The organism is Shinella sp. GW821-FHT11G07 (genome assembly GCF_058808115.1).
Genome location: NZ_JBXARJ010000024.1, coordinates 1 through 15092, shown reverse-complemented (window position 1 = coordinate 15092; position 15092 = coordinate 1). Strand labels below are relative to the sequence as shown.

At 63.8% G+C, this 15092-nt stretch carries 14 protein-coding genes and 1 pseudogene; 4 read left to right on the top strand and 11 right to left on the bottom strand.

The annotated features are described in order from the left end of the window. Positions 1–12: 12 nt before the first annotated feature. The 8 genes from AC1RT2_RS30250 to AC1RT2_RS30215 are packed head-to-tail and all read right to left on the bottom strand — an operon-like array spanning position 13 to position 8926. Complete coding sequence (locus tag AC1RT2_RS30250) at positions 13–1680, bottom strand: amidohydrolase (protein WP_493107969.1); 1668 nt, start codon at positions 1678–1680, stop codon at positions 13–15. Between the two features lie 43 nt (positions 1681–1723). Then, complete coding sequence (locus AC1RT2_RS30245) at positions 1724–2566, bottom strand: ABC transporter permease (RefSeq protein WP_493107967.1); 843 nt, start codon at positions 2564–2566, stop codon at positions 1724–1726. Beyond that, positions 2559–3422 carry an ABC transporter permease gene (locus AC1RT2_RS30240; RefSeq protein WP_493107965.1) on the bottom strand — a complete coding sequence of 288 codons (864 nt, stop codon included), beginning with the start codon at positions 3420–3422 and terminating at the stop codon, positions 2559–2561. Before AC1RT2_RS30240 ends, AC1RT2_RS30245 begins: the two co-directional genes overlap by 8 nt. Further along, complete coding sequence (locus AC1RT2_RS30235; protein WP_493107963.1) at positions 3419–4471, bottom strand: ABC transporter ATP-binding protein; 1053 nt, start codon at positions 4469–4471, stop codon at positions 3419–3421. The genes AC1RT2_RS30240 and AC1RT2_RS30235 overlap by 4 nt, the downstream gene beginning before the upstream one ends. Then, positions 4468–5595, bottom strand: coding sequence for an ABC transporter substrate-binding protein (locus AC1RT2_RS30230; RefSeq protein ID WP_493107961.1), 1128 nt, complete (start codon positions 5593–5595; stop codon positions 4468–4470). The genes AC1RT2_RS30235 and AC1RT2_RS30230 overlap by 4 nt, the downstream gene beginning before the upstream one ends. A 46-nt stretch (positions 5596–5641) precedes the next feature. Beyond that, positions 5642–6763: an ABC transporter substrate-binding protein gene (locus AC1RT2_RS30225; RefSeq protein ID WP_493107959.1), complete on the bottom strand. Its 1122-nt coding sequence runs from the start codon at positions 6761–6763 to the stop codon at positions 5642–5644. Between the two features lie 40 nt (positions 6764–6803). Then, on the bottom strand, positions 6804–8555 hold the full coding sequence (locus AC1RT2_RS30220) for a choline dehydrogenase (protein WP_493108055.1): 1752 nt from the start codon (positions 8553–8555) through the stop codon (positions 6804–6806). A gap of 11 nt (positions 8556–8566) precedes the next feature. Next, a complete protein-coding gene (locus tag AC1RT2_RS30215) occupies positions 8567–8926 on the bottom strand; it encodes a cupin domain-containing protein (protein WP_493107957.1) in 360 nt (119 codons plus the stop codon). 112 nt (positions 8927–9038) lie between these two features. Here AC1RT2_RS30215 and AC1RT2_RS30210 point away from each other — a divergent pair, with 112 nt between their 5' ends. After that, positions 9039–10016, top strand: coding sequence for a LysR family transcriptional regulator (locus AC1RT2_RS30210; protein WP_493107955.1), 978 nt, complete (start codon positions 9039–9041; stop codon positions 10014–10016). Here AC1RT2_RS30210 and AC1RT2_RS30205 read toward each other — a convergent pair. Then, positions 10013–10921: a LysR family transcriptional regulator gene (locus AC1RT2_RS30205; RefSeq protein ID WP_493107953.1), complete on the bottom strand. Its 909-nt coding sequence runs from the start codon at positions 10919–10921 to the stop codon at positions 10013–10015. The two genes, AC1RT2_RS30210 and AC1RT2_RS30205, sit on opposite strands and share 4 nt — an antisense overlap. A 75-nt stretch (positions 10922–10996) precedes the next feature. Here AC1RT2_RS30205 and AC1RT2_RS30200 point away from each other — a divergent pair, with 75 nt between their 5' ends. Genes AC1RT2_RS30200 through AC1RT2_RS30190 form a run of 3 tightly spaced genes read left to right on the top strand, consistent with a single transcriptional unit; the run spans position 10997 to position 13861 of the window. Next, a complete protein-coding gene (locus tag AC1RT2_RS30200; RefSeq protein ID WP_493107951.1) occupies positions 10997–12163 on the top strand; it encodes a four-carbon acid sugar kinase family protein in 1167 nt (388 codons plus the stop codon). After that, positions 12160–13158 (top strand): 4-hydroxythreonine-4-phosphate dehydrogenase PdxA, encoded by a 999-nt coding sequence (gene pdxA, locus AC1RT2_RS30195; RefSeq protein WP_493107949.1) that lies wholly within the window; start codon positions 12160–12162, stop codon positions 13156–13158. Before AC1RT2_RS30200 ends, pdxA begins: the two co-directional genes overlap by 4 nt. A 4-nt stretch (positions 13159–13162) precedes the next feature. Next, on the top strand, positions 13163–13861 hold the full coding sequence (locus tag AC1RT2_RS30190) for a 4-hydroxythreonine-4-phosphate dehydrogenase (RefSeq protein ID WP_493107947.1): 699 nt from the start codon (positions 13163–13165) through the stop codon (positions 13859–13861). Positions 13862–14106: 245 nt separating this feature from the next. On the opposite strand, the gene AC1RT2_RS30185 is transcribed toward AC1RT2_RS30190, so the two are convergent. Further along, positions 14107–14592, bottom strand: coding sequence for a DUF6644 family protein (locus AC1RT2_RS30185; protein ID WP_493107945.1), 486 nt, complete (start codon positions 14590–14592; stop codon positions 14107–14109). Between the two features lie 101 nt (positions 14593–14693). Further along, positions 14694–15092: pseudogene (locus AC1RT2_RS30180) on the bottom strand (hypothetical protein); the annotation flags it as partial.

Sequence of the window (15092 nt, the reverse complement as noted above, 5' to 3'; positions counted from 1 at the left end):
TCAAATGGCCGACTAAGCGCTTCTGCGATAGCTGACCTTGCCGCCACAAATCGTGAGCGCAGGAGCCAGCTCTTGCAGAACATCCGCCTGCATCTCCTCGATATCGTGAGACAGCACGACGATATCGGCGAGATAGCCGCATTTCAGGCGGCCCTTGCGGTGTTCCATAAATTGGGCATAGGCCCCTTCGACCGTATAGGCCGCGATAGCCTCCATCAGCGTGCAATCCTGGGCGGGATAGCCCTGAGCGAAAGGCTTGCGGCGGATAGCGGCCTGGATGCCGAGGATCGGTGAGATCGGTGAGACGGGCCAGTCGGAGGCGAAGGGGATGTGCGCGCCGGCTTCGCGCAAGGTACGTGAGGCCCAGGCATAGGGCCAGCGCGCCTGGCCGACTCGTGACAGCGTGGGCTCCAGCGGCAGGTTCATCGCGCCCGGCGGATGCTGCGGCTGCATGGCGGCGATGACGCCGAGGTCGACGAGCCGCTGGATGTCGGCGGGGCGGATGACCTCGACATGTTCGATGCGGTGACGGCTGTCGCGCGCACCGTTTATGCGGCGGGCATGCTCGTAGCCATCGAGGATGGAGCGCACGGATCCGTCACCGCAAGCATGCACCGCTATCTGCAAGCCGCGCCGGTCGGCCTCGACGGCGAAGGCATTGAAATGCTCCTGCGTGAACAGCGGCTCGCCGTGCCAATCGGTGCGGTCGGCATAGGGCTCGTCCATGTAGGCCGTCCAGCTATCCAGAACGCCGTCCATGAACGCCTTGACCATGCCGGAGGAGAGCCATTCGGACCGGTAGCGCTCCGCCATGACGGAGGCCTTCTCCAGGACATCGGGCGTCATGAAGTTCTTGTAGTGGAAGGGAATTTGGGCCCGAACCGAGAGTGCGCCCTCGGCTTCGATCTCGGCGAGCAGTTCGAGCTGATAGAGATTGCCGTCCATGTTGTGCAAAGAGGTGATGCCCTGGCTCGCGCAGTAAATAAGACCGCGCTTGGTCATCTGCCTGTCAGCCGCGCGCTCGGCGTCCGTAGGCGGGCGATCGGGTTCGCCGCCCGTAATGAGACCGAGTGACAGGCGCAGTTCACCGCTCAGCTCCAGCACGGGCTCGAAAGCGCCCCATTCCCGCAACTCACCACCGGCAAGCCCGTCCGCGCCCATGAGGATCTCGTTGCCGGGCGGCAGGTCCTTGCCATACAGCAGGCCGGCTGCCTCCAACGCACGGGTGTTGGCCCACATCGTATGGCCCTCCGCCGCGGTCATGGCGAAGGGCCGGTCGGCGATGATACGGTCGAGGTGATGGCGTGTGATACGCTCGCCACCTGGTAATATCTCATGATCGGCGCCATTGGCGCGCAGCACCACAGCCTGCCGATTGGCCTCCGCGTGGTCGCCGATTTTCTGTGCCAGCGCATCGAAGCCGCGCACACCCCCAAGATCGAGGCCGCCCAACCCCATCGCGCCCCAGGCGAGATGCATGTGCGACTCGACGAACCCCGGTAGAACCGTCGCGCCACGCGCATCGATCATCTCGGTCGAACCGTTGCGCAGGCCGAGAATCGCGGCCCGCTCGCCGATGGCCACTATCTCGCCGTCCTTGGCGGCGATGGCTTCAGCGCGCGGAAGAGACGGGTCCATGGTCAGGACCCTGGCATTCTCGATGATCATATCGGCGGACATGGTGCAAAGCTCCATTTTGGTTGTCATGCGGGTGGCGCGGCCGTCAGCGTGACTGCGGACGTAGCCTTGTCGTGGTCAGGATCGCGATGAGCGCGAGGCCAAGGAGAACGGCGGCGGTCAGCGTCATGGAGGCGACGGCGAGCTGCGGCGTGGCGGCCGAGCGCAGCGACAGCCACATCAGAACCGGCAAAGTCTGGCTATCACGGTCCGTGAGGAAGAGCGCCATGATGAATTCATTAAGCGAAATGACGAAGGCGAAGAGCGCCGACGAGAGGATGCCGGACAGGCAGCTCGGCAAAACGACTTCGACAAAGACGCGCAGCGGCCGCGCGCCGAGATCGAAGGCGGCCTCGACGAGCCGCTGGTCAAGGGTGCGAAACACCGCCTCCATCAACAGGAAGACGAGCGGCATCGCCCAGAGCGAATGGGAAAGGATCACCAGATAGGGCGAGCCGAAGGGCGACGCGCCGAACATCTCTACCCTGCTGAAGGTCATGGCGATGCCAAGTGCGAGCACAACACCCGGCATGAACAGCGGAACCACGATGGCAAGGTATAGCGCCGACGCGCCGAAGAACCGATGGCGGGTGAAGACCCATGCGGCGGCAACGCCGGTACAGGTGGACAGAACCATCGTGCCGGTGGCGATGAAAAGGCTGTTCGTCAGCGCGCGCACCCATTGCGGGCTGCTCGCGAACGTGACGTACCATTTCAGCGACCAGCCGGTGATGGGAAACCGCAATTGCTGACTGCCGCTGAACGACATGACGAGCGTGACGATGATCGGGATCAGGACGTAAGCAACCAGCGTGAGGCAAAAGGCAGTTCCCGCAAGACGAAGCAGGCGACCGCTCAGCGGCGAGGAGACGCGGGCAAGGCTAGACATGGAACGACCTCTGTTCAGGTTGCAGCCAGCGAACGACAAGGATCATCATCGACACCGCGAGGGTGAGTGCCATGGAGAGTGCTGCGGCCATCGGCCAGTGGTGCTTGCCCAGCATCTGGTCCTGGATGAAATAGCCGAGCGTCCAAAGCGTATCGGGACCGAGCGCCAGCGGCGTCGCGTAGGCGCCCATCGTCCAGATGAAGGCCTGCGCGAAGGCAGCAAGCAAGCCGACCCGCGTCTGCGGCAGGATGATCTCGGCAAAGGTCGTCCAGGGCGGGCCGCCGAGGTCGGCCGAGGCTTCCAGCGTGCGGCGATCGAGCCCGTCAAAGACGGACAGCAGGATGAAGAAACAATAGGGCAGCGTGACATAGACGAGCCCCACCAGTGCGGCGCTCTCGGTGTACAGCAGGCTGATCTTGTCCTGGAAGAGCCCGGACGAAACCAACGCATAGCTGAGTAGGCCGTTTTTGGGAAAGATCGTCCACCAGCCGAAGATCGTCGCGATTTCGGAAACCAGCATGGGAAGCAGCGCGACGCCGACGAAAAGGAGACGCCAGCGCCCCGGCCGCAACCAGACCAGCAGCGCGAAGGCATAGGCAATGACGACCGTGGCGACGGAGGCGACGAGCGCAAGGCGCGCCGTGTTCCAGATGACCGTGAGGATCAGCGGATCGGACACCAGCCGGTGATAGTTTTCGAAGGTGAAGCCGGGCGAGAAGGCGGTTTGCGGCTCGTGCTCGTTGAAACTCATGCGCGCCATGTAGAGCGCCGGAATCCCGAAGCCCGCGACGGAGAGACAGAGCGCAGGAGCCATCACAAGCCAGGCCGCCAGGCGGCTTTCGCCGGGCCGTCTCACGAGAATATCCGCATCGCCGCGGCCTCCCAGCCGAGGGTAACATCCGCACCGGGACCGAAACCCAGATCCGCATGATGATCGGCGACCAGCGCAACCCCGCCGGCAGCCAGGTGGTAGCGCCAGCTGTCGCCGAGATATTCGACGGTATCGACGCGCATTTGCAGCCGGTTGGGCGCGGATTCCGCATCCGGCCCGAGGCGAAGGCGCGCAGGACGCAGATAGACCCGGTGCGATCCCGGCGGCAGGCGCTCGGCGAGGGCCAAGGGAAGAGGCACACGGCCGCTGTCACGATACCCCTCCGCGTCGGCGAGGATGTCGAGACAGGAGCTTTCGCCAACGAAGCCGTGGACGAATTCCGTGCTGGCCGCGCCGTAGACGACATCCGGGCGATCGATCTGCTCGATGCGCCCGCGGTTCATCACGGCTACCCGGTCGGACAGAGCCATCGCCTCGTCCTGGTCATGCGTGACGTAAACTGCGGAGAAACCGATCTGCTGGTGGAGACGGCGGATTTCCGCGCGCAGCTGCAATCGCAGCGACAGGTCCAGCGCGGAGAGCGGCTCGTCGAAGAGCAGCACGGACGGACGGACCGCAAGCGAGCGGGCGAGCGCGACGCGCTGGCGCTGGCCACCCGAGAGCTGTTCGGGATACCGGTCCTCCTTGCCGGTGAGCCTTACGACATCGAGCGATTCAGCGATCCTGCATGCGATCTCGTCGCGCGGCACGCCCCGCATCCGCAGGCCGAAGGCGATATTGTGCGCCACGGTCTTGTGCGGAAAAAGCGCACCCGACTGGAAGATCGTCGCCGTGTCGCGCAGATAGGGCGGCAGGTGCTGTGCCGGGGCGCCATTGATGCGGATTTCACCGCCATCAGGGGCTTCGAAGCCGCCGATCATCCGCAGCGTCGTCGTCTTTCCCGATCCGGACGGGCCGAGCAGGGTCAGAAACTCGCCCTTTGCAAGCGAGAGAGTGACATCATCGACCGCGACCACCGCGGCATAAGCACGGTGGAGCCGGTCGAGTTCGAGAGCTGGTTCGGAGCGGATCATTGATCGGCCGACCGGGAGATGGACAGTTTCATGCGGCTGTCGAAGGTCGCGTACTCGGCAGTGACCTTCTCCCAGCCCTTCATGGTGATGAGTTGAAAGCGGCCGTGAACGTCCTCGTTGGTGCGCGGATAGTCCTTTGAGTGATCGGGAGCGGTGACGTCCTTGCGGGACATGAAGACCATGGATTTCGCCAGGAAGCGGTCCTGCGTCTCCTTCTCCAGAAGATAGTTGGAGAAGAGATTGGCGAGATCGTTGTGCCGCGTGCCGCGGACCTTGAAGAAGCGGTCCGTCCAGCCTGAGGTGCCCTCCTTCGGCACGGCGGCGACATATTCGTCGGGGCTGTCCTGCAGGAAACCGAACGCGTCGGAGGAGTAGGTCTGCGCAGCGTCCGCCTCGCCCTGATTGAGCACGGTCGCCTGTTCCGCACCCGTCATGTACCAGCGCGCCGGACGCAGCTTGTCGATCTCGGCAAACAAAGGTTCAGCGCTTGCCAACGAATACATCTCGTCGATCTTATGGCTCGCTCCCTTGGTCAATGCCGTCAGGGAGAGCGGCCAGTGCCAGGCAGAGCCGTCCACAGTCACCTTCCCCGCGAGCCTTTCGTCCCACAGGAGGTTCCAGCTGTCCGGCGCGATGTCGAGCGACTTGCGCATGAGGAGCATGCAGGTGCCGATGGCGAAGGGCACGCCAAAACCTTCCGCACCCGGCCGGGTTTCGTCGAAATAGGGATAGACGGCACCCAGATTGGGAAGAGCAGCCACTTCGTTCTTGAGGAACAGACCCTGGGCGATGCCTTGGATGGACACATATTCCTCGCCTATGGTGATATCGAAAGGCGGCGTGTCTGCCGGCGCGGCCAGAATCTGCGGTACCATCTGGTCCCAGCCGCCGGTGCTTTCCACCGCAGTTCCATATTGCGCGTTGAATGGGTCGATCACGGTTTCCTTGAACACGGTCTCGTAGTTTCCGGACCATGACATGACGATCAGTTCTTCCCCCGCGAAGCTCTTCTCGGCGGAGGCGACGGATGCGCGGCCTATGATGGCCGGAGCAGCGATCAGCGCGGCGCCCGCGCCCAGAAATCTCCGGCGGGAGAGCGGGATGCTTTTGAGGTCATTGCTCATTCTGGTGTTCCCCTTTTTTTGGCGATGAGCGTTTGCCGAACGGCCGCTAGCGGCCGGACGACCGGGCGATTGTCATTTTCATGCTGCTGTCGAAGGCCTGATAATCCGCGTTGATCTCGCCCCAGCCCTTCATGGTGATGAGCTGGAACATGCGGTGGAGATCCTCATTCGAGCGCGGATAATTGTGCCAATGGGCCGGCACGGCGACATCCCGGCGCGACATGAAGACCATGGATTTCGCGAGGAAGCGGTCCTGCGTTTCCTTCGCCAGAAGGTAGTTGGAAAAGAGGTCGGCGAGATCGGTGTGGCGCGTGCCGCGGACCTTCACGAACCAGTCCGTCCATGCAGATGTGCCCTCGTCGGGCACCGCAGCGATGTACTCATCGGGGCTGTCCTGCAGAAAGGTGAAAGCATCAGACGAATAGGTGAGCGCAGCATCCGCCTCGCCCTGGTTCAGCACGGCCGCCTGCTCCGCGCCGGTCATGTACCACCGGGCGACCTTCAGCCTGTCGAGGTCGGCGAAGAAAGGTTCGGCGCTCGTCGTCGAATAGAGCGCATCGAGCTTCGCGCCCTGCTTCAGGGCGGCCACAGAAAGCGTCCACCACCAGGAGGAGCCGTCCAGTGTTATCTTGCCTGCAAGCCTGTCCTCCCACAGAAACGACCAGCTGCTGGGAGGAAGGTCGAGGGATTTGCGCAGCATCAGCATGCAGGTGCCGCCGGCAAAGGGCACGCCGTAGTCCTCGGCTCCCGGCCGTGTTTCGGCGAAATAGGGATAAACCGCATCGAGATTGGGAAGGGCGGCCCTGTTGTTCTTAAGCCAGATCTTCTCCGCGACACCCTGAAGCGTGATGGCCTCTTCCGTAATCGTGATGTCGAAAGGCGGATTGTCGGCCGGTGCGGCGAGAATCTGCGGCACCATCTGGTCCCAGCCGCCGACGCTTTCGACGCGGGTGCCGTATTGCGCGTTGAACGGGTCGACCACCGTCTCCTTGAAGACGGTCTCGTAATTGCCGGACCAGGGGACCACGATCAGTTCCTCGCCCGCAAAACTCGTTTTGGCCGACGCCACGGAAGCACGCCCGATGATGGCGGGCATGCCCAGCGCGAGAGCGCTGGCGCCGAGGAACTGCCGGCGCGACAGTGCGGTTTTTCCTTCAATGCCATTCATGCTTTCCTCCCTCTGTTCCTTGCGCGCAATGGCATGCACATCACATAGCGTCGACCGGTACAGGCTCGCCGCGAGCATTTGCCAGCAGCGCCGCCGCGAGCGCGTCCCGCTCCCGCGCATAATCCCGGATAATGGCGGCGCCCCGCTGGCGGGTGCGCCAGTGCGGATCGGCCAATAGCGGGGCATCCGTCGCCTCCGGCAGATGCCGGCCGCGGATCAGGTCGGCCATCCGCTCCGCCAGAACGAGGGTCGGCGCGTTGAGATCGCCGGCGGTCGCCTGCGGCATCAGGGAAGCATCGACCACCCGTAGTGACGCGATGCCGCGAACACGCCCTTGCGGGTCGGTGACCGCGCGGTCGTCGGTTCCCATGCGGCAGGTGCCGCAAGGGTGATAGGCGCTTTCCAGCTTCGCCTTGAAGAAATGATCGAGCGCCTCGTCATCCTCCACCGCGGCCCCCGGCGCCAATTCCCGGCCCCGATAGGGCGCGAAGGCTGGCTGGTCGAAAATCTCCCGCGACAGGCGGATGCAGGCGCGGAACTCGTCCCAGTCGTCAGGATGGCTCATATAGTTGAAGCGAACGCGCGGCAGGCTCTCCGGCCGCCCGTCCCGCAGGCGCACCCAGCCACGGCTCTTCGAGCGCTTGGTGCCCACATGCACCTGGAAGCCATGGCCGGAAGCCAGCGTCTTGCCGTCATAGGAAATGGCGAGCGGCAGGAAATGGAACTGGATATCGGGATAGACGATGCCTGCGCGGCTACGGATATGGCCGCCTGTCTCGAAATGATTGGTCGCGCCGAGCCCGCGCTTCATCGTCAGCCATTCGATCCCGATGCGCCCCTTGCCCCAGAGGCTTTGCGTCGGAAAGAGGCTGACAGGCTGCGTACATTCCATCTGGAGGTAGAGTTCCAGGTGGTCCATCAGATTCTCGCCGACTTCCGGTAGATCAGCCACAACCGCGATGCCATGCCGCGCAAGCTCCCCCGCCGGTCCGATGCCCGAGCGCTTGAGGATCGCCGGCGACATGATCGAGCCGGCGGAAAGAATGACCTCCCGCGTAGCCGTCGCGTATCGAAGTTCGCCGGCGACCATGAAATCAACGCCCGTCGCACGTCGCCCCTCCATCACGACCCGATTGACCAAGGCGCCGGTGACGATGCGGACATTGCCGCGCGCCTCGGCCGGGCGCAGATAGGCGCGTGCGGCGCTCATCCGCCGGCCGCCGCCGACATTCATCTCCATCGGCCCGAAGCCTTCGTGCTGGCGCTCGTTCATGTTTGCGCTGCGCGCATAGCCGGCCTGGCAGCCGGCATCCACGAAGGCACCGTAAAGCGGATTTGCCGCCGCACCACGACGGACCATGACCGGACCATCGGTTCCCCGCAGCGGCCCGCCGCCTTCGACAGCCTCCAGCCGCTGGAAGTAAGGCAGCACGTTCGACCAGCGCCAGCCGGATGCGCCGAGCGCGTCCCACAGTTCGTAGTCCATCGGATTGCCGCGAACCCAGCACATGCCGTTGATGGAGGAGGAACCGCCGAGGCCCTTGCCGCGCGGCAGGTTCACTTCGCGCCCTCCAAGATGGGGCTCGCCCTCGGTCTTCATGCCCCAGTTGAAGCGGGCGGTGTTCATGGGGATCGACAGCGCCGCCGGCATATCGACGAAGATCGACTTCTCGCTGCCACCCGCCTCGATGACGAGGATGCGCGTGGCGGGATCGTCCCCGAGACGGTTCGCCAGCACCGAACCGGCAGACCCTGCGCCAACGATGATATAGTCGTATCGTCCTTCGTTCAGCACGGCCGGACCTATTCGATGATCACGTAGAATTTCAGCATGTCGACCGGCTGGCGCCACACGCCCTTGAACCCCTTCGGCACAAGGAAGCTGTCCCCCTTGCGATAGGTCTCGTGGAAGTCGTCCGCCTCCAGCGAAACCTCGCCCTCCAGGACGACCATGAACTCGTCGGTCGGATAATCCTCGTAACGCTCGGTATAGGCCGTCGACCGCCAGATACCGGCGCGGACACCCTTCTCGGGCCGCAAGAAATAGGCGTGATCAAGACCCAGCGGCTTTCCCGAAAGCAGCTCCGCATGCTCGAGCGCAAGATCGGGAAGACCAAGCCAACCATCTGGTCCTGTTGATGAAAAGCGAACGGGTTTCGGCACGGGAAGTCTCCGGAATGCAGCAGTTTTGAGTGCGCCTAGACTGTTGCACCCCTCCCCCGTTGACAAGTGACAAGTTTTCCCGATTGAGTAACCTGAGGTAACGGAGAAAACGATGCGCAGGCATTATTCCCTGACCGCCTTGCGGGCCTTCGAAGCCGTTGCGCGGCTGAAGAGTATCTCGGCTGCGGCGCAGGAACTGCACGTGACGCGCCCCGCCGTCTCCAAGCAGGTTACGCTGCTGGAGGCCGATATCGGACGCTCCCTGCTTCTGCGCGTCGGCAACACGATCGAACTGACGCCCGCCGGCGGCGAACTCTTCGCCGGGCTGCGGCAGGGGCTGGAGATCATCTATTCGACGACGGAGGCCGTCAGCCGGCGGGCGCCGGACGAGCGGCATATCCGCGTGCTCGTCTGCCGCGACTTCGCATCAAGCTGGCTTGCCAGCCAGATCGGCACCTTCCTCGTCGCCAATCCCGGTATCTCGGTCGAGATTACTGCGGAAAGGAACGGCGTGTTCCGGCAGGATGAAGACTTCGACTTCCGCGTCTTCTATGCCCATGAAGGTGCGCTCGCCTTGAAGACCTTCCACGAAAGCGTCCTCTGCCGCTGGATCGACATGTTGGTCTGCACCCCGGATTTTGCGGCGAACCATCTCGGGCCGGAAAAGCCGCTCTGCGAGGCGCCCTATCTGGCCGACGCGAACTACGACATGTTCGAGGAATGGTGCGGCCTGACCGGCATCGACGCCGGCGGCGCCCGGCAACATATCACCGTCTTCAATGAGACGACGCTCTGTCTCTCCGTCGCTGCATCAGGCGGAGGACTGACGATCGGCGACAGCTTCCTCGCCCTGCCGCCCATCCAGTCTGGCGGCTTCGTCGTGCCCTACCGGGTCGGACTCGTCAGCGCGCAGTGCTACCTTCTCTTCAAGCACAGGAACCGCCCACCGACCGTCGCGCATCGCAAGTTCGAGACCTGGCTGCGCGGCGCCATCAAGGACTACCAGTCATCGCTGCTGCAGGTTCTCGCCGACAAGGGAATCCGGATCATCGAGCGAGCCGGCCCGCCGGCGCACGAAAACGCTCCCTAGCCGGAAACGCTGGCGAGATGTTTCCCCTCACCGGAAAGATCGGCCGCGATGGTCTCGATAAGCCATGATCGAAACAGGGATGCCGATCGGCTTTCCTTCGCTGCGGCGGGACTGATCAGGCCATAACGCGAGCCGTCAGAGGTAAATCCCAGCGGCGCGACGAGGCGGCCCTTGGAAACATCATCGATCGCGATGATCTTGGGACACATGCAGACGCCCAGCCCCGCAAGCGCTGCCTCCACCATGAGGAAATGGTGGTCGAGAAACCGCGTGGACCCCGGCCTGGCGCAATCGGGGTGGGCCGCCAGCCACTTCTGCCACGCGTCCGGCCGCGTCCGTGCCGCCAGGCCCACATAGTTGCCGGCGGCGAAACGCTGGGCCATATCGGGATGCATCACCGGACCGACCGCCTCCTCGAAAAGGGACTCGACCCGCCAATTCGCGTCGATCGAAAAATCCAGTCGCCGGATTGCCAGCGTGATGTGATCACGGGTGAAGTCGAAGGTCCCGCCGCCCACGGACAAATGCAGGTCCACGTCAGGATATCGTCCCTGGAAGGAAGCAAGGCGTGGAATGAGCCAGCGCATGGCGATCGAACGTTCGCTGGAGATGACCACGGGGGCCTCGGCGCGCGCCGAGCGCAGCCTGGCAAGCACCGTCGAGACCATGGACATGGCACCCGTTGCCGCCGCAGCCAGTTCCGCCCCGGCATCCGTCAATTTGATGCCACGCCCCGAGGGTTCGATCAGCCTGATACCCGTATCGAGCGAGAGTTTCGCCACCCGGCGGCTGACGGCCCCGTGGGTGAGGTTGAGCTCTTCCGCGGCGGCGCGCACGGAGCCCAGACGCGCCACCACCTCGAAGGCGCGCAGGTCATCCAGGGATGGGAGTTCAGCTCGTTTCATTGGTGATTTTTTATCACCGATATTCGTCAGATCATATCGATTTTTTCCTGTTTCACCGCGGCCTACTGTTCACGCATGGAACAGACAATTGACAGAAGAGAACGAATTGGAATCGTCGCCGACGATCTGACGAGTGCAGCGGACGGCGCCGCCGCCTTCCTGGCGCGCGGCTATGCGCCCTTCGTCTGCCGGCAGGAACACCCGGCAACCCGGCGGCTGCTGGTGTCAATCGACACCGGCAGCCGCATGCTGGACGAAGCGGCGGCCGGACAAGCGACCGGCCGGGCCGTTGCGGCACTCGCCAAACGCACTACGCTCTACAAGACGATCGATTCAACCCTGCGCGGCCATATCCGGTCGGAGATCGCCGCGGCGTTCCGGGCGAGCGGCCGGAGACATCTGGTCATCGCCCCGGCCTTCCCGGCGGCCGGCCGCACGATGGTGGCCGGCATACAGCTGCTGGACGGCGTGCCCGTCGCAAATACCGCCTATGGCCGCGATCCCGTGCACCCCGCAGGCACATCGACCATCAGGGACCTGATCGAGCCGGAACTGGGCAGGATAGTCATCGTTCCGGCCGACCTTGCCGAAGCCGAGATCGGCCGGCACATTGCGGATGCTCCGGTCGTCATCCTCGACGCGACCAGCCAAACGATGCTCAATCGCCGGGTGGCAGCGCTTGCCCCGCGCGGATCCACGCTCTGGGTCGGTTCGCCCGGCATGGCGGAGGCCCTGGCGACGATCGTGCCCTCGGCGCCGGCGACACATACACCCCAGGCAAATGCCCTCGCCCGTGTTCTCGTGCTCGTGGGCAGCGCAAACCCGGTCAGCCACGAGCAGTGCGATCGGCTAGCTGCTGCCGGCATTTCAGTTGCCGGCCGTTCGGCGGAGATCGACACCGAGGCTTCCGTCGCCTGCCTTCGCGCGCCGCAAGATCGCTCCAGCGATCCGGCAACCGTACTGACCACGCTGATCGACGAAGCCCTGACGACGCTTTCCCGGCAACGTTACGACGCGGTCATCGCGACCGGCGGAGAGACGATGGACGCCCTGATGGAGCGCCTGTCCATCCGCAGCTTCACGCTTCTGCGCGAAATCGAACCGGGCTTCCCGCTCGGCAGGGTGCTGTTCCCAAGCGGCCGCGTCCTTCTGCTGGCCATGAAGGCCGGCGGTTTCGGCTCGGCGGAGACGCTTCGCCATGCGGCCGACACCATCCTTGATATTGGAAGGAAGCATTCATGACGACGCTGTTGAACCCTCTCGCCCTCACCATGGGCGATCCGGCCGGCATAGGTCCCGAGATCATCGCAAGGACGATGCTGGAGAAACCCGAACTGCGGGCCAATCTCGTCATCGGCGATCCCAGAGCGATGTCGCGAGCCATTGCCATGCTCGGCGGCACGCTCGATCTCAATGTGGTCGAACACTCCGAAGCGCCCCTCCAGGAGGGCGCCGTGAATGTCCTCACATCCTCTACCCTCACCAAGCTTCCTCCGATGGGCACCGTCAGCGCCGAGGCGGGCAGGATGGCCTACGATGCCATCATCGCGGCCATCCGGCTTGCAAAGGCCGGCAAGGTCGCGGGGATTGTCACCGCCCCCATCCATAAAAAGGCGCTTTCCGCCGCCGGCATATCCTATCCCGGACACACCGAAATCCTGGCCGAGCATGGCGGCGGCGGGCGTGTGGCAATGATGCTGGCCAATGACGATATCCGCACCGTGCTCGTGACCATCCACTGCTCGCTTGCGGAAGCGATCCGCCGTGCGGATTTCCCCGCCCAGATGGCGGCAATCCGGCTTGCCCATCAGGGTGGCCGTGCGCTCGGCATCGAAAGGCCGCGTATCGCCGTGGCGGGTCTCAATCCCCATGCCGGCGAGGGAGGCCTGTTCGGGGACGAGGAGATCCGCATCATCCACCCCGCGATCGCCGCAGCGCGCGCGGAAGGCATCGATGCCAGCGGCCCCTGGCCGGGCGATACGGTGTTCATGCAGGCCCGCAATGGCCGCTTCGATATCGTCGTCGCCCAGTATCACGACCAGGGGCTGATCCCGGTGAAGTATCTCGGGCTGGAAAGGGGCGTGAACATCACGCTCGGCCTGCCCTTCGTGCGCACCAGCCCGGACCACGGGACCGCATTCGATATTGCGGGCCGGGGTATCGCCAACCCCGCAAGCCTGCAGACCGCCATCGACTATGCCCGCCGGCTGGCCGGCGCCTTCTCAGATCAGGAATAACGACATGGCCCATCCCGCCTTCATCTTCATGCTGACCAGCAACGACCGCACCATTCCCGACGCGCTGGAGCAGCTTCCCGCCGTCATCGCCGCCGGTGTGCGCCATATCGGCTTCAAGGATATCGGCCTGTCCTTCGAGGCTCTCGCCACCCTGCAGCGCGCGATCAAAAGGGCAGGCGCAACGAGTTATCTCGAAGTCGTCTCGCTCGATCGCGAATGCGAGCTTTCCTCCGTTCGCTCCGCACTCCGCCTCGGCGTCGACTACCTGCTTGGCGGCACCCATGTCGACGACGTGCTGCCTCTAATCAAGGGTACGGGCATCCGTTACTATCCCTTCCCCGGCCGGATCACCGGCCATCCGAGCATCCTTGAAGGCGCGCCCGAGGACATAGTCGCAAGCGCCCGGATGCTGGCCGCACGGGAGGGCGTTCACGGCCTGGACCTGCTTGCCTACCGCGCCGCCGTCGATGTTCCGGAACTGATCAGGGCCGTCTGTGAGGCTGTCGGAAAACCGGTGATCGTCGCCGGATCGATCGACCGCCCGGAGCGCATTCACGCGGTCATCAGCGGCAAGGCCGCCGGCTTCACGGTTGGGACCGCCGCTCTTGACGGGCGCTTCCCTGCCGCCCTCCCCGGCCTTACGCACCAGCTCCTTTCCATTGCGGCCATCAAGTCGCAAGCACTGCGGCTCGCGGAGCTGTGAAGCGCATTCCCAAGTGCCATTCGATGGTGTCGCTGATAAGCTCTTGATTGGATTCGAACGCTCGCCCCACTCGTTTGATTAGATCTAACACACTGAAATTGCTCAGCGGCGTGCGGCCCCTTGTCCTCCGCGAACGGCTGACAAGGGCCGTGAACAGACTGTCCGATGTTGGAGGGCCGAATGGCGATAGCGGACATCTAGGCATCTGGTGATGTGGTCCGAGTTTGGCCCAAAGCGGCCCTCGTTCAGGTGTAGGCAAGAAGCCGCCCCGCAAGTATCACGCCGATCCACGCCACCATTGACACGACTGCTGCCGCACGTGCCGCGATCGGCGTCACCGCGGCTTCGGCCCACTCGTCGACGCGACGATAGACGCCGTAGTGGAATATCGGGACGTTCAAACCAGCCAGGATCAGCAGACCGAACTTCCATGGCGCGGCTCCGGTGTTGCCGACCACTGTCGCTTGCGCGCTGAGCAGGGCGACCCCGGTCGCGAAGGCCATGGCAAGCCCGACATGTGAAACTGGTAACAGATGCCGCGCGGCCGTGGGCACGGTCACGACGCGGTTTGCAACGCCCAAGAGGCGGAGGTCGAAGGCAAAGGCTGGACCGACCAGAAGGGCGATGCCAAGGATATGGATGGCTTCGAGCAGCGGGTATATGTACTGGGCATTCCGCACGAGGTCGCCCAGCGAGGAGCTTTGCAGTAGCATCAGCAATGAGTTCAGCATTCAAGTGCACTCCGTAGGAACAAGGTCGGCGCATCGCAGGAAAGGTCGACATCGCCGACCTTCCAATATTATGTGCGAAGTTGTTCTGAAGCCTTGGCTGCCTATTTCGGCAGCGGTGCCCGTACCGGAAGTTCGTTTCCAAGTACCTCGTTTACTGGCACAGCGTCGTCGCCGTACCAGAACACGACGGGACGGAACAGGCCGTCATCCGTTCGGTTGATGTATCCGACCGCCTGGAAACGCTCGCCGACCTTCAAGGCGCGAGAAAGGCCCCACCTCCCAGACCATGCTGGCGGCGCGATGATGACCTCAAGTTCTTTGTGGGGGCCGACGTAGGGGAGAGCGGCATTAACCCGGACACTGTCCTCCGGATCGCTCAACTGCTCCGGTATCGTCAGATCGGGCGTGTTGGCAGGGAGATTGCCGTTGACCTTGCCCCCAAGTTTTATCCAGTTTTGAGTTCGCTCCAGCGGTTTTTGGTTTCGGTGTTTGCGGCGGTA